The following is a 20249-nucleotide window of genomic DNA, read 5'->3' as shown; positions in this document are numbered from 1 at the left end:
CCGAAACTTGACTGGACTTTCGATTCAGCAAGCGTTCAAGACCGCATGCCAAAATCTCAGCAATTTCGGGCAAGGAGTTATCACCTGCGAGGTTGACCCCCGAAGCTGAATGAACCCGCTGGATCATCGCGAATTACCATTTGCTGCGGCGTCGCACGCGGCCAACCAGGCATCGATTTCATGAATGAAATAGTAAACTAGGCGAGACCCACAGCGATGGTGGGGCGGTCCGATCTTGGCCATGCGCCACTTGGCGAGCGTGGATCGGCTTACGCGAAGGTACTTGGCTGCTTCAATGGCCCGCAGCCGTTCGCTTTGTTCTTGATGCACCTTCATGCTCCTTGGTCACTACGATTCGCCTTGTGCCAAGGAAACTGTCAGAAGGTGCTTATAGCGTCAGGTGATACAACGGCGTCCATTTGCTAGACTGACCCCAGCGGCTGGGATGCTCAAGTCCAATGGTCTCAAGAAATTCGGGCTCGAACAGGAAGTATCTCCAAGACTCTTTCGGGTGCGCCATATTGCGCTCGACGCGGCAGTAGCTTGCCTTCATCGCATCTGGTCCGCCGAACGCAGGCGTGTCTTTGAGGATCATCGATGCGCATTCGTAGGCCCTTAGCCAGTCGTGTCCGTACCAGATTGACATCTTCCTTGGATGCTCGAGCACGCTGGGAGGTGCGTCTGCATCCGTTTTGAGCGTTTCGCTAAAGGTCTTTTGCTGAAAGCGCGCTTCTCGGACTGAATCCCAACGCATCAGATCGATCATATCCTGCCGGCAACGGTCCAGGATGCCAGACGAGCGGCCTCGGTTCCTGGGTCGACTGGGACCCAATTGTTGGCAGTATCCCCGAGCAGCACGACTCACTAGCCAGTCGGGAACGGGTACCTTGTGACGATCGCAAAAGAAAAGCGCGGCGGCTGGTGCGAGTTCGATGCCAGCATCGGTCGCCATCTGCAATCGATGGAGCTGACGCTGTCTAGGGTCGTCAGTTGCTGAGTGCGTTCGATGCATTTCCATGGCTCGAAACCCTCGTAATGATTCGTCATCACGATAATATTCGAGCGCCTGCGAGCAAGAATAATCCTTTTACATAGTAGTAGTCGATCTTCACAATTTCCATTCGGTACAAAGGGGCCTCTGATTGCGTCCGTATCGCAGACGGGATTCGCATGTCAGTCACTCCACTAGAGACGCTCCTCGCTCATAAGGTCATAAATCTGGCTGCCGAGCTTTCGGGAGCAGAAAAGCGAGTGGCCGGGGCGCTAATTGATCATTTCAACCGCCGCACAGGACAGTGCGACCCGAGTCTCAATACGCTCGCTGATCTTATTGGCATGAGCCGTCGCACGGTTATGCGTGCGGTCGCTCGTCTGGAACGGTTGAGCTTTTTTCGGAAGGTGCGGCACGGTGGGAAGTTCCACCGCAACAGTTACGAGCCGATCTGGTCCTCGTTTAGGGAGGCCGAAGATCGATGGAATTCTCGACGCAAGTTTCGGCAACAGAAGTTTGGGTCGCTCAATGTGTCACCTTCGGCGGGACCAACGCGACACCCTGAGGGTGACGGGCATGGCCACCAAACCTATTCTAGCAATCCACTATATAGAACCTTAGCAGCCAAACGCCATGAGGGTTCTGCTGCGCGAGCAGCGCCAGTTATGTCCTGGAGTAGAGGCTTGGCGACGAAGTTGCCGAGGAAGGAGTTCGAAGCATCCAATCCGCGAGTGCCGACGACGTCTTCCGCAAACGTGGCGCGTATCGCTGCCGAACGGCGATGGAGCGATAATCTCCGATGTGAGCTGTCGACGAAGGTTGCGGTGTACGGAGCAATCGTCGATTTCATTGACGAGCCACTGCGTATTGCTGCCACGGAAGCTGAACTCAACTGTCGCGGTGCTGGGCTGAGACTTGTCCTGCAGCGCTACCGCGATAGTGCCGCGAAGATGGGTGATCGTGGTGAATAGACAGACCGGGGGGGCGGGTAAAAAGTCAGGCGCGTGTGCAAGCACGGACCGGCGCCACTCTCATTCAGGGATTTTTTTTCAGTGCAGGCGAATTTTCGGGCCTGTAGAGGGATGCATTTCGAGTCTTTCGCGAGATGAGGCATCAGGGTGGGCCGTCACGGCCCATAAGCCCTTGAGGTCGCGTCATATTTTCTGCGCACATCAGTCTGCCTCCGCGGCTGACCGCTCCAACGACTTAAGCACCCGGCAAAATCCACCATTTAATTTCCTTCGCGGCGAGGATGATCACCAGCGGGCCAGCGCAAAAAAGACGAATCAAAGCAACGGCCGTGGCTTGCAAAGAATGTCGCGAAATTCCCTAGGGGGGGAGGGGTGCCCGATGACGGGCGATGTGCAAAAGGCCGAGACATGACACACGCGACGTGCCCAGAAGAAGCGAACGCACGCCTTCAAGTCGAATACTGGCCGCTTGATCGGCTGATCCCCTACGCGCGCAATGCGCGCACCCATAGTCCGGCCCAGGTCGCCGAGATCGCCGGCAGCATTCGCGCCTTTGGCTTTTCGAATCCAATCCTCGTCAGCGAAGACGCAGATATCATCGCGGGACATGGCCGGCTGGCCGCTGCTCGCAAGCTTGGTCTGACGGAGGCGCCGGTCGTGGTCCTCCGAGGATTGACGGAGGTGCAACGCCGCCAGTTGGTGCTTGCCGACAATAGGATTGCGCTAAATTCAGGTTGGGACAGCAAGATGCTCAACCTCGAACTGGCTGACCTGTCTGCGCTGGGTGCCGATCTCGCATCTATTGGCTTCAGCAAAAAAGAGTTGGCGGCCGCGCTATCAAGGGTCGAGAGCGGCTTAACGGACGAGAACGATACCCCCTCTATCGTCGAGGCCGCGGTCTCCCGATCCGGTGACATCTGGCAACTCGGCCCTCATCGCGTTGCGTGCGGCGATAGTCGAGATGCAGTTCTCGTCCACTCGCTGCTGGCTGGTGCTTTGCCTCAATTGATGGTCACCGATCCGCCCTATGGCGTCGAGTACGACCCGGAATGGCGTCATCGCCGCGGCGTCAACAATTCGAAGCGTACAGGCAAAATCCGCAACGACGAGATCGCCGACTGGGCGCCTACCTGGGGCTTATATCCAGGCGAAATCGCTTATGTTTGGCATGGTGCTTTACGGTCGACCATCGTTGCCGAAAGCCTTCTCAAGAGCGGCTTTTCGATTCGCGCGCAGATCATCTGGGCCAAGGAGCGCTTGGTCATGAGCCAGGGAGACTATCACTGGCAGCATGAGCCCTGTTGGTATGCGGTCCGAAGGAAGGGTAACTGGACCGGCGACCGCAAGCAAACCACGCTGTGGACGATCGCTAGCGGCGGCCAGGACGCCGAAACCAGGCACGCCACCCAAAAGCCGGTCGAATGCATGCGCAGGCCTATGCTCAACAACTCCGGCCCCGGCCAGGCAGTCTATGAGCCCTTCCTCGGCAGCGGAACGACGCTGATCGCGGCGCAATCGTGTGGGCGAGTCTGTCTGGCTATTGAGCTAGACCCGCTCTTTGTGGACCTTGCGATCCGCCGGTGGCAGTCCTTCACCGGGGAGAAAGCTAGGCGCGACAGCGATGGCTTGAATTTCGATACTCTAGTGAAGGAAATTCCGGCTGTTGAGGAAGCGCAATGACGCGAGGCCGTCCCCCAAAGCCTACGCGACTGAAGGCACTGACTGGTAATCCCGGCAAACGGCCTCTCAATTCCCATGAGCCGCGGCCAGAGCCGGCAATGCCGGAATGTCCCCCGCAACTCAGTCCGATCGCCCGACAGGAATGGATCCGCATCACCGCAGAACTTTCGAAACTGAACCTGGTCACGCACCTCGATCGCGGCGCGCTTGCCACTTACTGCGGAGCCTATGCGCTCTGGGCTGAGGCAATGGAGCAGATCCAGAAGTACGGGATGATGGTGAAGTCGCCGACAGGCTACCCGATCCAGTCCCCGTATCTCGCCATCGTAAACCGGCAAGCTGAAATCATGATGAGGGTGTCATCGGAGTTCGGTTTCACGCCAGCCAGCCGAAGTCGCCTCTCGGCGTTACCGCCAGACCAGTTGCCGCTTCTGGATCTTGCAATGGATGAATACGATGAGGAGAAAGCAGGAAATGGGAGCTAAGCATATAAGCGGCTCCACTAAGACCCCAAAGATTTGCTCCGAGTTCGTGCCGAGATTCGGCTCTCTGGTGAACCCACTTTCAACTGGCGACCATCCCTAAAGCCCCTTTGTCCGTAAGTCAGCCACAGGCTGAGAAAGTCCGAGGACCGCGACGCTGGGCCTCGATCCCGATACCCCTTTCCTAGAGCCTGTTGGCAGTTATCCACTGCCGATGTCGCGAATAACTGCTGGGGGCGACTTTCAACTGGAAAGCTAGGGGACCCCGGAGCTAAATAACTTACAATCCAGCTGACCTATCTAGGCCAAATAACTAGCAAAACGCTAAAAGAACTTACATGTCGGTTATTGTCGTCACCACTTGCTCAGATACAAAGCGCTTCCCGGTCGCGGCTGAGATGAGGGCGCGCGAACTGCGTGCTGGGAACCTGAGGGAGCTACTGGAGCAGTGGAGGTCTCGGCGTGCAAAAGCTCAGCCGGTAGCTGAAGCCCGCCGTGTTTATGGGGGACGAAGCTTTCAGGAGGCCGATAAAGCGTCGCAGGCGGGCCATGCTGACTTCTACATTATATCTGCGGGGTACGGGCTGGTGAGTGCTAGCGATCAGATCGCTAGCTACAGCGCCACCCTCGTGCCTGCCAGCGAAGACTTCGTTGGCCGCTCGATCAGTTCCGGGTTCTCCCACAACGATTGGTGGTCGGGCATTCAGTCGACAGGAAGCCCTACCCCGCTGGCCGACCTGGTCAGGGCAACTCCTGCCGCATTGATATTATTCGGTCTGTCCAGCAGGTATCTCCCGATGGTTCGGAGTGACTTGAATAGTTTGCCAGACCGCGACTTGGCGCGAGTGCGAATCGCTGGACTCGGGCTAGCAAAGCTGGCGGATGACCGACTTCGAGGCCTGATGCTTCCCTACGATGGTCGCCTCGACGGACCAGACAGTCCAATTCGTGGGACGAGGAGCGACTTTGCCTCACGTGCCCTAAGGCACTTTGTCGACAGCGGCTTGGCAAAGAGAGGATCTATCCGCGAGCATTCGAATGCTGTTCTCGCGGCGTTATCGAGTTGGCGAGATCCGGTGGTACATGCCCGTCAGACGAAGACTGACGACGAGATCATGCGCGTAATCGAAAGACATTGGAGCCGCATTGAAGGAAAGTCCGGCCGAGGCCTTCGCTATTTGCGTGATGTCGAGAATATCGCGTGCGAGCAGGGGCGATTTGCGGGTCTTTTTCGCCGCGTCGCCGAGGGAATGTCCCAATGAAAAATCCTAGCAAATTAAAAAACATTTGCGTTCGAGCGCTCCGGACCACGCAGGGCAAGCGTGTCCATGTGTTCTCCTTCTTCATTAAGGGGGCTGATATCACGAGGATCGCCGAGATTTCTCGGGTATCTCGGGACGCGAGTGATAGTCTTAAGGGGTTTCAACGGAAAGAGATCCAGAATCACGTCAAAGGCATCGTTCAGTACCTTGATCGCGGAGATATCCTCTTTCCCAATGCGATCATTCTTGCCCTGTCTCCGGAAATCAGCTTCAAGCAGTCGCGTGGGCCCACGCCCGATGGCATCTCCGATCTAGCGCAAATCGGTACTCTATCTATTCCAATCCGCGAAGAAGGAAGACGGGTTGCGTGGATCGTAGACGGTCAGCAACGTTCGCTGGCGCTATCCCGAACCAAGAACACGCAGATCCTTGTTCCTGTGGTCGCATTTATCTCGGGCGACATTGATGTTCAGCGCGAGCAATTCATTCTTGTGAACAAGGCGCGACCACTCCCGGTGCGACTTATAAACGAACTACTCCCAGAGATTGGTGTGCAGTTGCCGCGCGAGCTCAGTATCCGAAAAATTCCAAGCGAGCTTTGCACGCTGTTGAACCGGGATCAGAGTTCGCCTTTCTTTGGTCTCATCCGGCGGATGTCGCAAGAGAATAGTGAGAAGGCGGTGATCATTGACACCGCTCTGATCAAGGTCATGACAAACAGCATCAATAATCCCTTGGGAGCGCTCGCGCTTTATCGGCAGTCAGATGATGGCAGCCAGGACATCGACGGAATGTATCGGACGATGTTTCTCTTCTGGCAGACAGTCCGTGAAGAATTTCCAGATGCATGGGGTAAGCCGCCCACTCGGAGCAGGTTGATGCATTCTGCTGGAATTCAGGCGGTCGGAGTGCTGATGGACCGAATCATGACCCGACTCCACGGGCGAGATGATCCTAAGAATGAGATCAGGCAATCCCTACGTCGGCTGCGCCCACACTGCCACTGGACATCGGGAACTTGGGAAGGTCTGGGCCTCAAATGGGATGAAGTCCAGAACGTACCAAAGCATGTTCGGGGACTTGCGGACCTCTTGGTTCGGCTAGACTTCAATTTGTCTCATGAGGTCGCATGAAGTTTATATACGCCGATAGCCTCGATTTCGTGGACCCGCGATACGATTTTCTCGCTGACAGGTCGCCCACTGATCGTGAGCCTCAGTGGGACGACGAGTATCCTCATGAGATACTCGGCTATGCGCCGTACAGCGGACTTCTGGTATCCCATGCCATCGTCATGCGGGGAAAGTATACGCTGCCGCAAGCAATGCGGTTTCGCCTTGTAGGTGCGCGCGAGTTTCTTCGCTTCACTGAGAAAAAGTTTCCAGGGACATGGGTAATCGGCGACTCCGGTGCCTTTTCGTACCACCGGGATACTGAGCCCCCAATTTCCGTGGAGGACATGACCGAGTTCTACGGTGAGGCTGGTTTTACTCATGGCTGCTCAGTCGACCACGTGATCTTCGAATTCGACGAGAGCGTTGTGGGCATGGCGGGTGGAACCGAAGAGTCTCGTCGACGCTTCGAAATTACAATTGAAAATGCGCGACGATTTCTTGCGTCGACTAAGAGTTTGGGGCCAGGCTTTACGCCGATGGGCGTCGTGCAGGGGTGGTCACCAGATTCGATGGGCTGCGCAGCGCAGAAGTTGGAGGCTATGGGCTACACATATCTTGCCCTTGGAGGCATGGCGCCGTTGAAAAGCGACGCGATCCACAGGTGTCTCGACGCGATCAGGGGGCAAATCAAACCAAGTACCCGGATTCATGTTCTCGGATTTGCAAAAGCAGACAACATCTTCGAATTTCAGCGGCACAACATCACGAGCTTTGATACGACTTCACCGCTATTGAGGGCATTCAAGGACCAGAAATCCAACTATTATCTTCCTGCTGGCGACGAAAAGCTCAAGTACTTTACAGCAATCCGGATTCCGCAGGCGTTGGAAAATCTTACCTTGGGGCGACTCGTCAAGTCTGGGCGGATTACACAAGAAGAACTGTTGGCCTTAGAGCGTGAAGCTCTAGATACCTTGCGTCGGTTCGATCGGGGGCAAGCCGACATCGAGGGGACGCTCGATGCCGTGACACGCTATTCTGAAGTGCTGCTGATGAGCCCTCATGCAGATGACGCGTCAGCATCCGAGAAGAAGCTCTTCGATATTCGCTCGCGTTATCGCCAAACTCTGGAATCGAAGCCTTGGAAGGATTGCAGGTGCGCGATCTGCCGAGAGATATCGATCGAGGTTATTATCTTCCGATCGAGCAATCGCAACAAGCGTCGGGGCATCCACAACCTGCACGTTTTCTACAACCACGTAAAAGGGCTAGAGAAGGCAGACACCTATGACGAACAAGCTAGTCTTTTCTGCAGTTAGAGCTGCGCAGAGCCCACAGCATGTCGTGTTTTCTTTCGCTGCAACCGCTGCAGAGGTTTTCGCCATGGGCAGGATTGAGCGCGCAGGCCGCGGCGATGGTGGAACCCTAAGAGGATTTCAAAGGCCTCAGATCGCGTCTCACATTTTGGAAATCCGGGACTACCTAGAGCGTGAGGACGCGGTCCTCCCGAATTCTGTGGTTCTTGCTTTCACCGACCGAGTTACAGTGACGCAAGTCAAAGATAGTATCGTCGAAGTGGAAGTTGACGTCTCTGATGGCCCTCCGGGGCTAATTGTCGATGGACAGCAGCGACTAAGTGCTCTGGCTCCGCTAACGGATAAGTCATTTCAGGTCTTCGTCTCTGGAATCATCTGCCAGAACGAAGAAGAACTCCGTCGTCAATTCATCCTGATCAACAATACCCGCCCTCTCCCGAAAGAACTTATCTATGAGCTTCTTCCCGGTATCGCGAGCCTGCCAGAACGAATGTCTTCTCGGTCTATGGCTTCGGCTTTGACGCAGCGGCTTAATTTTGATCGGAATTCAACTTTATATCGGCAGATCAGGCTACATACGAACCCCGAAGGCGTCATTGCGAGTAATGCAATTCAGCGTGTCATAATGGCTTCGCGATCGCACGGTGCTCTTCGTGTCCTCGCACAAAGCCCCGATGGTGACGAGCGATGCTTTGGACTAGTTAGCGACTTCTACGGAGCAATACAGGAAGTTTTCAAGAAGGATTGGGTCGGACTTTCTCCGAAAACATCGAGACTGGTCCATAGCGTTGGCATTATTTCAATGGGGCGGGTCATGGAGGTGGCCTTCCATGTCTGTGGGGCTCGTACGTTTGCAGACTTCCGCGAAGTTCTGAAAAATATCAGCGGGCAAACTCATTGGACGCAGGGCGTCTGGTCGTTCGGAAACTCTGACAATGTACGTAAACGAGCGTGGAACGAGCTTCAGAGCGTTCATCCGGACATCCAATTGCTCTCCGATCATCTCGATCGTCTGGTTCGGCAGACCAATCGTGACCGTGTCCTCCAAGAGCCCACCGTCGATCTCGTCCGTAAGACAGCGACCGGTTAGGAATGCAAATGAATTTGAATCAGCAAAGTGCCCTTGTCCTTTTTTCAGGCGGGCAGGACTCCGCCACCTGTTTGGCCTGGGCCCTTGAGAAGTTTTCGTGTGTCGAGACCGTGGGATTCGATTACCGGCAACGTCATGCAATCGAACTTCAATGCCGCGGTACTGTTCGAGAAGCAATCCTCGCTGCATTTCCTAAGTGGGCTGCTGCCCTCGGCGAGGATCACCTCGTGGATCTCGGCGTGCTCGGCTTACTGAGTGAGACCGCCCTGACGCGAAACGTCGAAATCCAGATTGCGGCAAACAATCTGCCAAGTACCTTTGTGCCGGGCCGGAACCTGCTTTTCATGACCGTTGCCGCCTGCATCGCATATCGACGTGGCATCAAGCACATCGTCGGGGGGATGTGCGAAACTGATTTCTCTGGATATCCAGACTGTAGAGACGACACCATCAAGTCGTTGCAAGCGACCCTTAATCTCGGAATGGACACTAGGTTTGTGCTTCATACGCCGTTGATGTGGATCGATAAGGCCCAGACTTGGGATCTGGCGGCTTCGATTGGAGGGAAGCCCTTAGTTGATCTCATCATCGAGCATACTCATACCTGCTACCTGGGTGACAGATCCCATCGACATGTGTGGGGATGGGGTTGTGGAACTTGCCCGGCTTGCGAGATTCGAGCCAAGGGCTTCGATCGATTTGCGGAAGGCAGCCTTGGTCTTAGGCGAGATCTGTGATGGCTTATTCAGTCAAGGAACTCTTCTACACCTTGCAGGGCGAGGGCGCCCAATCCGGGCGAGCGGCAGTCTTCTGTCGCTTTGCGGGTTGTAATCTGTGGTCCGGTCGAGAGTCAGATCGAGCCTCCGCCATATGCAAATTTTGCGACACCGACTTCGTGGGAACAGACGGGGAGGGTGGTGGAAAGTTCGAAACGCCTGCTGCGCTGGCGCGTACCATTGACCTCGTCTGGAAGGGAGATCGGGCTTGGACTAATGCATCGGATCGCAAGTATGTTGTGATGACGGGGGGCGAGCCGCTTCTGCAGCTAGATGCCGACCTGCTGCGGGAGGTAAAGGCGCTGGGATTTGAGGTTGCGATCGAAAGCAATGGAACGCTTCCGGCTCTCCCGGGCATCGACTGGATTTGCGTAAGCCCGAAGGCGGGCAGCCGGTTGGTGCAGCAGAAGGGCAATGAGCTCAAGCTGGTTTTCCCACAACAAAACGCAAAGCCAAGCGCCTTTGAGCATCTACATTTTGAGCATTTCTTTTTACAACCAATGGATGGCCCGGACAGAGCTTTGAACACGAAGCTCGCGGTAGAGTATTGCCTCGAAAATCCGAGTTGGCGCGTGAGCCTGCAAACACACAAGCTTATGGGGATCCCATGAATAGACATATCGAGGTCGACAAGTTCAGTTCAGATCAGGCCTCGGCTGAACCAGCCACTTTGTCGGAGACCCGGGTCATGACGCGGATTGGTCGTACCTATCGTTTCGAAGCAGCCCACCATCTGCCGAAGGTGCCCGATGGCCACAAGTGCAAGAACATGCACGGTCACAATTATCGAATTGAGGTGGTCTTATCCGGAAAGCTGGATGAGCGCGGCTTTGTTGCTGACTTTGCAGAGATGGATGCGGACGTATTTCCTCTGATCAGGCAGGTGGACCATCGAGTTTTGAATGATGTGCCTGGTCTCGAAAATCCCACCGCAGAAGTCATCGCTGCATGGTTTTTGGCGCGAATTGCCAATTGTGAAAGCGTCAGAGTCTACGAGAACGATGATTGTTGGGCAGAAATTTCTTCGCCCGCTCGATGAGCATGCTATTGGTTCGACTGTTTTTAGGCTTTCTTGTGTGCAGTGCAGTACGGGCGCGCTCTCGAACTGAGCGGGCCAGAACTGCATTGGATCGTATCTCCTAGCGCCCCCTCCAGTTGTACATCCGCAAATACTCTAGCGTGGTACCGCCGATCAGTGCATTCTCGGGTTTTGGAGTGGTGAGCGGGAACGCCTGGATATGGCTAGTGGGTTAAGCGGATCTACGATTAAGTCTTGGTTTCAGTATAGGTGCGAAAGGAAGACTCGCTACGAGACGATGGATCCCGCGGAGCTAGCCGCGGTGCCGGTAGCGAAGGACAACCGAGAGAACCGATGGGCTATCCTCGGGGTCGATTTCGAGGAACGGGTGGTTCAGCGCCTCTCTCAAGAGAAGGTCGTTCTTCGGCCGCCTAAGGGGGATAAGGAAGGTCTACGTGAAGGCTTGGCCGCTGAATTCTTGCGCGGGAGAGGCAACGCGGACTACGCGGCCCAACTAAAGTTAAAGCCTCGACTGCGGCCAGCTTGGCTCGGAAACAACCTGGAACTGCGCCGAAGCTTTGCCGATCTCGTCTGTCGCACCACGGTGAGGGGTAAGGCAAACTTTCGAATAATCGATGTTAAGGCAACTCGGAGCGCAAGAGCGTTCCACAAGATGCAAGTGGCTTTTTATGCGCTCTTGCTTGACGCGGTGATCAACGAAAATGCAATCGTCGGCGAAATCGATCCCGAGGGCGAAATCTGGCGAATACCTGACGATGGTGACGCTGAAGGAGATCGTTGGCAGGTTGAGAGCTTTGCGATTGAGCCATACAAGAGGTTAGTACGCGAGTTTTGTGCCAACACTCTGTCTGAGATCGCGTCTAAACCGGTTAGGCCGGGACAAGACGAAACGTTCTTTCACGTCTATTTCAAATGCGAGCAGTGTGCATACTTGCCCCATTGCATTCAGGCAGTGGACCGCGATCGTCCTGCTTACTTGCGTGATGTTTCAGCCGTTCCAGGCTTGAGCCACGAGGCCAAGCGTACCCTGATTTCGATGGGTGGTAAGACCGTTGCCCAATTAGCCGAGATGGGTGCAGGCATCGGACGTATGGACGGTGCCGGTTGGTCCTTATCTCGCCGCGCGGAGACCCTTATCGCTCGCGCACAGGCAATGCGCGATGACAAAGTCGCTCCAGGTTCGGAATCGCACACATTCTTAATGCCGCCTCGAACGGACGCAGCGCTGTATCTAGCGGCCGATCAGGATCCAGTAGACGACGGCCTTGTTACCTTGGGTTATTTATATGTGCGAGGCGACATCACGCGCCAATTGATAAAAGTGCTACCAACCGCCGATCGCAAAGCCGAAGCGAACGCTCTTGTTGAAATCTTCAGCCAGCTGATTTCTGATCTGCGTGAGATCGATGCTCACAATGCCTCCCTGCCTGGCGGACCGAGCAACCCAGCTTCAATCTTCTCTCATATATTTGTATACGAGGCTGCAGAAGGTGTTGGCTTGCAAAATGCAGTGAAGCGCCATCTCGACGATCCGAGAGTGCGACATGGACTGCTCGACATGGTGCGGTTGTTTCCGCCTGACGAGATTGTACCTGAGCCCGAGTTTCGCGGGATGCAGCATCTCCCGGCTACTGCACTGAGGTCTGTAATTGAGCAGCTTTTCGCGCTGCCAGTAACGGTTTCGTACGACCTACGCCAAGTGTCGGATGCCCTGCAGAGAAATGGGTTTATCGGCAACGCGTACAGCCCCAACGATCTCTTCCATCGTCCGTTCTCTTCCCTTTTGTCAATCGATGTTTCGCGAGCACTTCGGGAGGGGCGACCTGGATGTCCCACTATCGATCAAATCGAATCCGACGTGGCTGCGCGTCTTCAAGCTACTCATGCTGCCGCGGAATGGCTTCGCTCAGAGCACCGCCGGCGGATTCAGGCTGGTGAGCGAGCGATGTTGCGGCTTAACAAGCAGCCATTTCGAATGCAGGCCACATTCGATCCACTTGCTGTAGCGGATCTCGATATGCTTCGTGCTTTCGAGCTCCTCGAGAATCGCTCAGGCCTGCTTGAGACGATGATCAAGCTAGCTCAGCCGACGCGAGTTCGACGGGAGGCTGGGCGCGCCATCGGGCCCATGCGCCTGTTGAACGTATACAAGTACGCACGAAGCGTAGTGATATTCTTATCCGCACCGCCAGATGCCCTAGATGATGAAATCGCCGCCGGTGCATTCGGTCTTATTCTTAGTAACGGCGAACCTGAGTACGTGCTCGAGCCGCGAATGTGGCCTCAGATCTCCTGTGAATTGCTGGATCCCAAGCCGAACGACACCACAAACCTGCGGCGGGTGCGAGTGTTTCGGCCCAATTTCGAAAGTGCCGTATTCCAGGAAATGATGCGGCGGATTGGGGAGGAGGGATGGTTTCTTGACCGGAGCTTCGTAGACCTTAACACGGCGAAGGCCGACAACTTTATCAGCTTTCTGGCTCAGTCGGGTGCGGCATGACGGTACGCGATGATGTCGTCAAGTTTCTGCGCGATCCGTTGGGATTTTCGGCATCCGTGCAGGATCCTGATGTCTGGCTCGCTGGTCTGGAATCTTACGCGTTGCCTTGGATTGCTGCAAAGGCAGACCGGCCATTACGTCCGGCCCAGGAAGCCGCTTGGCGGGGTCTTGCAACATGTCGATCTGGATTGGTGCTTGGACCGCCAGGGACTGGTAAGACCCATTTGCTCTCGTGGCTCGTGGCTGGCTACGCGCCAGCCCGACGCGCCGTCGGTTTGCCGGCCAGGACGTTTGTAACCGCCTTTACAAAGAACGCGATCGGAAACGTGCTTGATGCCGTCGTAAGCCGGCAGGAAATGCATGAACCCAATGCTCCCCGTCCTATATATTTTGGCTCGGAACCCGCAGCTGGTTTATCCGCGGGTGTTGACGTCATGGGCCGCGGTGACGAGGCAGATCTGTTCGCAGCACTCGCAAGTGGTCGCGCTGTTATTGGGGCAACAATTTGGTCCCTATACCGCTTGCTTGATTCTGGTCGCGCGCCAGACGCGGAAGGTCCGACTGCTCCCTTGTTCGACCTGATCTGCATCGATGAAGCATCGCAAATGGTTCTTGGGCAGGGGTTGATGGCGCTTGGAGGATTAGCCCCCGGTGGACGCGTCATCGTCTCCGGAGACGATCAGCAGCTCCCGCCGGTACGTGCGGCTCGCGAGCTTGCAGTTGGGGGACGCCAGATGGGAGGTTCCCTGTACGCGTTCATGAAGTCTGCGACCGCTAGAGAGTTCGCTCTCGAAGAGACCTTCCGGCTCAATCAACCGCTGGCGGATTTTCCAGAACAGAAGTTCTATCCCGGTCGGTATGTGTCAGCTAACCCCACGTCCAGGCTCGTGCTGCGAGACGGGTGGATGGACGGTTTGGATCACGTAACCCGATTGGCGCTCGATCCTGCGTACCCAGTAGTCGTTCTACTTCATGACGGGCCGACGGCATCGACCTCCAATGCATTTGAGGCGGCCCTGTCCTCTCGATTCGCAACCGCGCTCGCGTCCCGTTCAGTAGACAAGAATGGCCAACAGATATCGCCTGATCAGTTTTGGTCTAGGTTGACTGCCATCGTAAGTCCTCACCGCGCACAAAACGCACTAATCAGAAATTTACTCCCAGAAGACTTGAGGCCTGACGCGTTCGTTGAGACGGTAGACCGAATCCAGGGTAAGGAGCGAGATGTTGTCATCCTTTCGTATTGCGTGGGTGATCCAGAGTTTGCCTTAGCTGAGGCCGAGTTCATCTTCTCGCCAGAGCGTCTAAACGTCTCGATTACCCGCGCCCGACATAAGCTGATCATGCTCGTCAGCAAGAGGTTGTTGGATGCCGTACCAACAGAGCAAGAGTTGATGGACAATGCCGAGACTTTACGAGAATTTGTATTCTCTTGTATTGCTGCTGCGGATGTACAAGTCGACGGCCCGGGGGGGCGTCTTGTTAATGTACAGATTCGTTTGCGAGGTTTCCCAGGCGAGATAACCTCGGTTGACGATGTCAGTGACGATGTCAGTCAAGCCTCGCCAAAGCCGGATGTAACCCCTATCCTAACACCACAGCTAGAGGGTGTGCTTGCAGCAATTCGTCAGGTTGTTGCTCAAAGGAACAGGGCCTCCGCACCCTTATCTGCAGTCAAAAGGAGACTTGCGCGGCAAGATGACGTGTTTGGCGATGCCCGCTCACTTCATCAAATTGGCTGGGTCTCGCTCCAGCAGCCAAAAAGCCAATATGGATACTTTTGGTCGGCTGCCCCCTTCGATAAGCCCAGGCGGGTCTATTCGATCGATCTCGACTCGGTCCGAAGTCGGATCGCCGTGATTGTCCGAGAGTCGAAATCGGGCCGCTACTGCTTCTACGACCGCGTGCGAGACAGATTTTCTTGGATGACGGCAGAGGGAGAGGACGCGCTCCTGCCGGTCTTGAAGCAATTACAAGCTGAGCAAGTCATCATCTTTGGTGACTTCAAAGGATCTCGGACAATCGCGTTGGCTCAGCAGCCAGACGCAGCGGCCCACCTGCCCGCTCCCCCAGCGATTGACCCCCCGGGTGACGCTGACTTTGAAATACTTAACCGGATCGAGGATATTGAAGCGGCCCGGATCAACTTTGGCGTGGTCGAAACCTGGATTTCCGTTGTCGAACTCGCACGAAGTTTGAATTGTGCGATCGACCCACTGACTGAAGCTCTGGCCCGCTTGGAAGCCAACGGATACCTCATGTTAGCTTCCGAGGGACGTGTCCGCAGCCGAGTTGCTGAGATTGCGCGCGAGGTTCGTCATGTTAAGCAGAGGTTTCGATCAGACGACGCAGGCCGGCGGCCGTACCTCGTACGAGGCCTGAAGGTAGAGTTCAAGGACCGTACAAAGCCCGCACGCGATCTCGCAATTAGCGAGGTGTTTGAGAGAGCTTCGAACGAAGCTGACTCGGAGCAGCGCTCAGCTCTGAATGGCCTGGAACGCGCATTGACTAGGATTTGGGGTCCGCAGGCCGCCCTTGCGCAATTCCAAGAGCGGGGCCTTAGGTTGGGTCTTGCTGCTTGGCGAGGTGAAGCAAATCCAACCATTGCAATTGCCGCCGATACCGGGTCAGGAAAAACCGAGGCGGCTTGTTTGCCGCTGATTGCCGGGGCTTTAGCGGATCGCATAAAAGGCGTGAGAGGAACCCGTGCTATTCTCGCCTATCCAAGAATCCGCTTGGTAGCCAATCAGTCACAACGCCTAGCGACCTATCTTGCAGCCTGTTCCAATGCAGCTGATCTACCTTTGCTCACCTTGGGACTTCAGGTGAAGGATGTCCCTGATACGTTCAAGGGCATGCATCCGCGCTATCAAGAACTTTGGCCTACGGTTGGAACAGATGCGTTTAGATTTCCATTCTTTGCTTGCCCAAACTGCGGGCAAGCGCTCAATCTGCTAGTTGACGAAGGCTTAGACGGGGCTGATCAACTAGTTTGCGTGCGAGGGGATTGGCGGTTTGATGGATGGATAGGATCCAAAGAGAAGCTCCGCTCGCAGCCCCCGGCATTTTTCTTGCCAACGACGGATAGCTTGCACCAATGGATGCACGACGTTCGCGCCGGCAAAATCTTTGGCGATGACCCGCACTTCGCCTCGCCGCGCGCGATATTGGCCGATGAGATACATCTCTACACTCATATTCATGGCGCCCAAGTAGGTGTGGCTTTGCGACGCGTTGCAGCCAGATCAAAGGTCAACGATCCCCTAAAGAGGGACGTCATAGCCATCGGGATGAGCGCGACAATGGGAAATCCATCGCGAGCCTGGGGTCGTCTCATTGGGCGTGACGAAGTAACGGTTATACGACCAGAAGGCGGGGAGCTTCGCCCCTCACCGAGAGGAAGAGAGTACTTTTTCTTTGTTCAGCCGAGTGTTGAATCACGCGGAGCGGATATTGCCGGTGCGTCGACTACGATTCAGAGCCTTATGTGCCTTGGCCATGGAATGCGCAGGCGTACGGGAGACGAAGGCGGATATCGAGCGCTCGTATTTTTCGACTCAATTGACAAGATGCGTCGCCTGCATGGCGCATACATTGATGCGGAGGAGGGCAGAGACCTCGCGGCATATAGGATCACAGCCTTCGGAGATGATGCTCAGGGTGCGCCTCAGACCGAATGCTGCCGAGACCCCGTTGGGTGCGATCGTTTTCGAGATGGCGAATGCTGGTGGTTTGCAGCCAACGACGATCGTCAATACGGCGCTAGCGGTTACCGCCCACCGGGGACCCCCCTAAGAGTAGCGCGCGCGCCAATATATTCCGGTACAAGCGGAGACGCGGAGGCCTTGGTGAAGGGCTCGGACGTCGTTTTTGCGACGTCATCTCTCGAAGTCGGTTATGACGATCCCGATATAACCCTCGTTTATCAGCACTATTCGCCTCAGAACCTAGCGAGCTTTATCCAGCGGAAGGGGCGCGCCGGTCGCAGCATTGACGATCGCGCGTTAACTGCTGTCACGTTATCGATCTATTCGCCTCGGGACACCTGGTACTTCCGTCGGCCGAACGAGTTGGTTTCACCGCTTGGCTTTCAGGCTCCCTTGAACCCCGAAAATGCCTTCGTACGCCGGGGGCAGGCCCTTTCGGCATTGTTTGATGGTCTTGCTTGGATTGCTGCGAAGAGCGGGCAGCAAGAGAACTTGGCCCAACCTGCCCGATCTGTGTTGGCAGAAGCTGGCAAGATCGCTGAAGAGGCTCTTGGACCCAACGTGTGGCGCGAATTGGGCTTCGAAGGTGCCTATGAATTCTGGATAGAAGCAAACAAGGTGAGGTTAAGTGGTCCATCTCCACAGTATCTGAGTCAACTGCGCGAGACGCTCGCATGGGCTCCCACCTTGTTGTTCGACACCATTAATCTGCCCTCGCTTGAAATATCCGGCCCCGACGTCACGGGGGGGAAGCGCGAGGACATCAGCCTGGCGTTTCCAACGGTCGCACCAGGCAATGCAACGCGACGATATAGCGCCACCGCGGTGCACTGGCGAACTCCTGTCCAAGGCAACGCGCCATGGTTCATAGACGAGGATTATGGGGTCGCTGAGCCGATTCCTCTGACCGCCGATTCGGATGAGTTACTTGAGCAGCTTCCGACCGATGCTCGTGATCTCCTCGCGGGCCTACACACGGAACTTTGCAGGCCCACGCGCATCACGCTCTCGAAGATGGGTTGGATGGCCGGAGCACATTGGACCGGCGAAATCACTCTTAAGGAGGGACGCATAACGCAAATTGCAAACCCAGACACCGACGTTGCGGTAAGGCATGACAGCCGTGGCGAGCTTCGCGGCTTTGTTGTGATCAAGCTGACACAAGAGTTGGGACGTGACTTGGAACGCGATGTCCTGCCGTCAGGCCTGCGATCGGTTACCGCCTATGCTGGCTTTGGCGCAAGTGCCAGTGCCACAGGACTAGAAATGGCGCGAGTATTCTGGGGGGCTGATGCTGAAGTGCGTTTGGACGAGGTAGGCGCGGACCCTATTCCATTCACCCAAACATTCGTAAGCCCTCGCACTAAGCGCCCCTTGCTTCATGGCTATAAGGTTGAAACCGAAGGATTACAGTTTCAGGTCGACAGCGGTGAACTCGACAGGTTTGTCGCAAGCGAATTGATGCAGCTAAATGATGACGAAGCAGAGCGTCGATGGCGTACTTCGCAGTTCACGCGCTATGTTGTCGAGAGTAGTGCTCGTGGTCTTGGTCTGAATGCTTATGAAGCAAAGCGCGGAGCCGATCTACTTGTCGCGGCTGCTGGGGAGCCCGCGCTTCGCAAGCGTCTGAACCATCTGCTTCGTTTTTGGTCAGACAGTGAGTTTGCGGCCCTTCTGGAGGATACCCGGGCTCAATTACTGCAGCAACACCCATTAATGACCAGAGCAAGGGTTCAGAAGACTGCAGCGGCATTGGTCGGACGGCCTTTCCAAGTACTATTGCAAAACATGTTGCGACGAGTGGCGGATAAATCAGCTCTGGCCGGCTACGTACGTAGTCTGGTCCTTAATAGCATGGCTATTCGCCTTAAGGAGTTGGTTTCCCATGTAGGTCAAGGGGACGAACGTCGTCTGCTTGCTCACGCAAAGTTGCCCATCCAATTCGGTGACGATAGCTCAGATACAATCACAGTTTGTGAAGTCGGGTCTCTTGGCGATGGCACAATCAGAGCCGTGATCGAGCGCTGGGACGAAGTGAAAAAGCTGGGCGCTGAAGGGTTTCTTACGACCTGCGCTAATGCCGAGGAAGACGCCATAATAAGCCGGTTCTGGGCTTTGGATGCGGAACACGACGCTTGGCGCAACGGGGATCCACGCGATCCTCGGTGGCTCGGCCGGATCGCACAAAGGCTAACGCCGAATGATCCAGATAGACCCATTCCGGCACAAATCTTGCGAATACTGTTTGACTCCGAATCGGTCGAGGCAGAGTCATTTTCACTGTACGAGATTGCTCAAAGTCTCGAGAACGTCAAACGTAGTTCTGAACGGGCCGCTGGAAGGCGAGTTCTCGACTGGGAGTTGGCAACCGCTGCTGTGACCTCGGCCAAAGCATACACATCGGGCGTATTACACAAGCTCTATCGAGCCTACGAGACGATCGACGCAAATAACGACGAATCGCTGTCGCCTGATGCCCGGCTCGCGGAGCAAGCTTATCGTCTCGTCTCGCCTCTTTGCCTCGATGGATGCCGAGGATGCGTCCATCAGCCAAACGATTTGATGAGCGATTCCCTCTCCACCGCAAGCGTAAGTCGTAACGTGCTCCAGCGCTTTTTCGCTACCGCGGTGTGACACCCAAGCGATCGAGCGCGTTGTTCATTTCAAGCCATTCGCGGACGTCAGGGGTGATCAATTCAAGGGTGGCCCTGCCTTCCGCTAGGGCATTCACAAACGTCCCCACATTTCCGTTCCCTATCGCCTCAGCTCTCCGCTTTTGTAGCACAGACAGTTCTGCAAGCAGATTTTTGGCGTTGGCGACGATATCTGTCAGTTGAGAGTTGTTGGTCGAGGCCAATCCACGCCTTGCGCAGTCCCGCAACTGTTGTCCGAGGTTTCCCGCGATCCCAATACGTTCAAGCAATTCACCTAAGAGCTCGATGGGACGGAATCTCTCATCCACAACCCTGCTCCAATGAATCCTCACAGCTTTATCAGCCGAGGCGAGGGCTGGTTTTAATACGCGGTCGTAGTCATAAACCGCATTCTTTAGTTCATCTTCTGTTGTTGCGTTTTGTAGCGCATCACCGACTTCCCACGCCTCCTCCTTGAGCTTATCGATCACATCGCCTTGCGGGCTACTCTGCTGAAACTCAGTTAGATGGGCCAATTCAAGCACGGCCCTTGTTCGATTGACCCGGTAGTCGGAATCCCTGAGCACGTCTACGGCTTGTCTCAACCGGTCGCCAAGACGCCGACGCTCCACGGCCCCTGGAAGTTGCTTAAGGAGGATCTCTAGCTCCAATAGCTTATCAGACATG

15 protein-coding genes and 2 pseudogenes are annotated in these 20249 nt (G+C 55.5%); 13 read left to right on the top strand and 4 right to left on the bottom strand.

Annotated elements, in window-relative coordinates:
• Nucleotides 1-123: 123 nt before the first annotated feature.
• Both C7G42_RS36340 and C7G42_RS14830 read right to left on the bottom strand, forming a co-directional pair.
• Entirely contained in the window at nt 124-336 is a 213-nt protein-coding gene (locus C7G42_RS36340) for a helix-turn-helix transcriptional regulator (protein ID WP_106949651.1), read from the bottom strand.
• 52 nt (nt 337-388) lie between these two features.
• Nucleotides 389-766, bottom strand: a complete 378-nt coding sequence (locus C7G42_RS14830; RefSeq protein ID WP_106949650.1) for a hypothetical protein — start codon at nt 764-766, stop codon at nt 389-391.
• A gap of 404 nt (nt 767-1170) precedes the next feature.
• Here C7G42_RS14830 and C7G42_RS36335 point away from each other — a divergent pair.
• From C7G42_RS36335 to C7G42_RS36330, 5 genes and pseudogenes are all read left to right on the top strand, one after another.
• A pseudogene (locus C7G42_RS36335) lies at nt 1171-1374 on the top strand (helix-turn-helix domain-containing protein); the annotation flags it as partial.
• Between the two features lie 300 nt (nt 1375-1674).
• Nucleotides 1675-1962, top strand: a complete 288-nt coding sequence (locus C7G42_RS35800) for a hypothetical protein (RefSeq protein ID WP_244623778.1) — start codon at nt 1675-1677, stop codon at nt 1960-1962.
• Between the two features lie 408 nt (nt 1963-2370).
• A complete protein-coding gene (locus tag C7G42_RS14820) occupies nt 2371-3642 on the top strand; it encodes a site-specific DNA-methyltransferase (protein WP_168213385.1) in 1272 nt (423 codons plus the stop codon).
• Between the two features lie 98 nt (nt 3643-3740).
• Nucleotides 3741-4127, top strand: a complete 387-nt coding sequence (locus tag C7G42_RS14815) for a phage terminase small subunit P27 family (protein ID WP_244623777.1) — start codon at nt 3741-3743, stop codon at nt 4125-4127.
• Between the two features lie 335 nt (nt 4128-4462).
• Nucleotides 4463-4744: pseudogene (locus C7G42_RS36330) on the top strand (hypothetical protein); the annotation flags it as partial.
• A gap of 435 nt (nt 4745-5179) precedes the next feature.
• Here the strand turns inward: C7G42_RS36330 and C7G42_RS34815 are convergent.
• Nucleotides 5180-5383 carry a hypothetical protein gene (locus C7G42_RS34815; protein ID WP_143842374.1) on the bottom strand — a complete coding sequence of 68 codons (204 nt, stop codon included), beginning with the start codon at nt 5381-5383 and terminating at the stop codon, nt 5180-5182.
• On the opposite strand from C7G42_RS34815, the gene dbpB (C7G42_RS14805) reads away from it, so the two are divergent.
• From dbpB (C7G42_RS14805) to C7G42_RS14770, 8 genes are all read left to right on the top strand, one after another.
• A complete protein-coding gene (dbpB, locus tag C7G42_RS14805; RefSeq protein ID WP_106949645.1) occupies nt 5383-6519 on the top strand; it encodes a DGQHR domain-containing protein DpdB in 1137 nt (378 codons plus the stop codon). The two genes, C7G42_RS34815 and dbpB (C7G42_RS14805), sit on opposite strands and share 1 nt — an antisense overlap.
• Nucleotides 6516-7820, top strand: coding sequence for a tRNA-guanine transglycosylase DpdA (dpdA, locus tag C7G42_RS14800; RefSeq protein WP_106949644.1), 1305 nt, complete (start codon nt 6516-6518; stop codon nt 7818-7820). The genes dbpB (C7G42_RS14805) and dpdA overlap by 4 nt, the downstream gene beginning before the upstream one ends.
• A complete protein-coding gene (gene dbpB / locus C7G42_RS14795; protein ID WP_106949643.1) occupies nt 7789-8907 on the top strand; it encodes a DGQHR domain-containing protein DpdB in 1119 nt (372 codons plus the stop codon). Before dpdA ends, dbpB (C7G42_RS14795) begins: the two co-directional genes overlap by 32 nt.
• An 8-nt stretch (nt 8908-8915) precedes the next feature.
• Nucleotides 8916-9644 (top strand): 7-cyano-7-deazaguanine synthase QueC, encoded by a 729-nt coding sequence (gene queC, locus C7G42_RS14790; RefSeq protein ID WP_106949752.1) that lies wholly within the window; start codon nt 8916-8918, stop codon nt 9642-9644.
• A complete protein-coding gene (queE, locus tag C7G42_RS14785) occupies nt 9644-10294 on the top strand; it encodes a 7-carboxy-7-deazaguanine synthase (protein WP_106949642.1) in 651 nt (216 codons plus the stop codon). The genes queC and queE overlap by 1 nt, the downstream gene beginning before the upstream one ends.
• Nucleotides 10291-10722: a 6-carboxytetrahydropterin synthase QueD gene (gene queD, locus C7G42_RS14780; protein ID WP_186355507.1), complete on the top strand. Its 432-nt coding sequence runs from the start codon at nt 10291-10293 to the stop codon at nt 10720-10722. The genes queE and queD overlap by 4 nt, the downstream gene beginning before the upstream one ends.
• A gap of 301 nt (nt 10723-11023) precedes the next feature.
• Nucleotides 11024-13222 carry a PD-(D/E)XK nuclease family protein gene (locus C7G42_RS14775; protein WP_143842373.1) on the top strand — a complete coding sequence of 733 codons (2199 nt, stop codon included), beginning with the start codon at nt 11024-11026 and terminating at the stop codon, nt 13220-13222.
• Nucleotides 13219-19563, top strand: coding sequence for an AAA domain-containing protein (locus C7G42_RS14770; protein ID WP_106949640.1), 6345 nt, complete (start codon nt 13219-13221; stop codon nt 19561-19563). Before C7G42_RS14775 ends, C7G42_RS14770 begins: the two co-directional genes overlap by 4 nt.
• Here C7G42_RS14770 and C7G42_RS14765 read toward each other — a convergent pair.
• Nucleotides 19550-20248 (bottom strand): hypothetical protein, encoded by a 699-nt coding sequence (locus C7G42_RS14765; protein ID WP_106949639.1) that lies wholly within the window; start codon nt 20246-20248, stop codon nt 19550-19552. The two genes, C7G42_RS14770 and C7G42_RS14765, sit on opposite strands and share 14 nt — an antisense overlap.
• Nucleotide 20249: the final 1 nt, after the last annotated feature.

Source organism: Bradyrhizobium sp. MOS003, from assembly GCF_003020125.1.
GTDB lineage: Bacteria > Pseudomonadota > Alphaproteobacteria > Rhizobiales > Xanthobacteraceae > Bradyrhizobium.
This window is presented reverse-complemented; position numbering and strand designations above follow the sequence as displayed.

What these genes read in the sequence shown, in the direction of transcription:
- C7G42_RS36340 (WP_106949651.1), bottom strand. Translation starts at nt 336, where the DNA reads ATGAAGGTGCATCAAGAACAAAGCGAACGGCTGCGGGCCATTGAAGCA.
- C7G42_RS14830 (WP_106949650.1), bottom strand. Translation starts at nt 766, where the DNA reads ATGATCGATCTGATGCGTTGGGATTCAGTCCGAGAAGCGCGCTTTCAG.
- C7G42_RS14820 (WP_168213385.1), top strand. Translation starts at nt 2,371, where the DNA reads ATGACACACGCGACGTGCCCAGAAGAAGCGAACGCACGCCTTCAAGTC.
- C7G42_RS14815 (WP_244623777.1), top strand. Translation starts at nt 3,741, where the DNA reads ATGCCGGAATGTCCCCCGCAACTCAGTCCGATCGCCCGACAGGAATGG.
- dbpB (WP_106949645.1), top strand. Translation starts at nt 5,383, where the DNA reads ATGAAAAATCCTAGCAAATTAAAAAACATTTGCGTTCGAGCGCTCCGG.
- dpdA (WP_106949644.1), top strand. Translation starts at nt 6,516, where the DNA reads ATGAAGTTTATATACGCCGATAGCCTCGATTTCGTGGACCCGCGATAC.
- dbpB (WP_106949643.1), top strand. Translation starts at nt 7,789, where the DNA reads ATGACGAACAAGCTAGTCTTTTCTGCAGTTAGAGCTGCGCAGAGCCCA.
- queC (WP_106949752.1), top strand. Translation starts at nt 8,916, where the DNA reads ATGAATTTGAATCAGCAAAGTGCCCTTGTCCTTTTTTCAGGCGGGCAG.
- queE (WP_106949642.1), top strand. Translation starts at nt 9,644, where the DNA reads ATGGCTTATTCAGTCAAGGAACTCTTCTACACCTTGCAGGGCGAGGGC.
- queD (WP_186355507.1), top strand. Translation starts at nt 10,291, where the DNA reads ATGAATAGACATATCGAGGTCGACAAGTTCAGTTCAGATCAGGCCTCG.
- C7G42_RS14770 (WP_106949640.1), top strand. Translation starts at nt 13,219, where the DNA reads ATGACGGTACGCGATGATGTCGTCAAGTTTCTGCGCGATCCGTTGGGA.
- C7G42_RS14765 (WP_106949639.1), bottom strand. Translation starts at nt 20,248, where the DNA reads ATGTCTGATAAGCTATTGGAGCTAGAGATCCTCCTTAAGCAACTTCCA.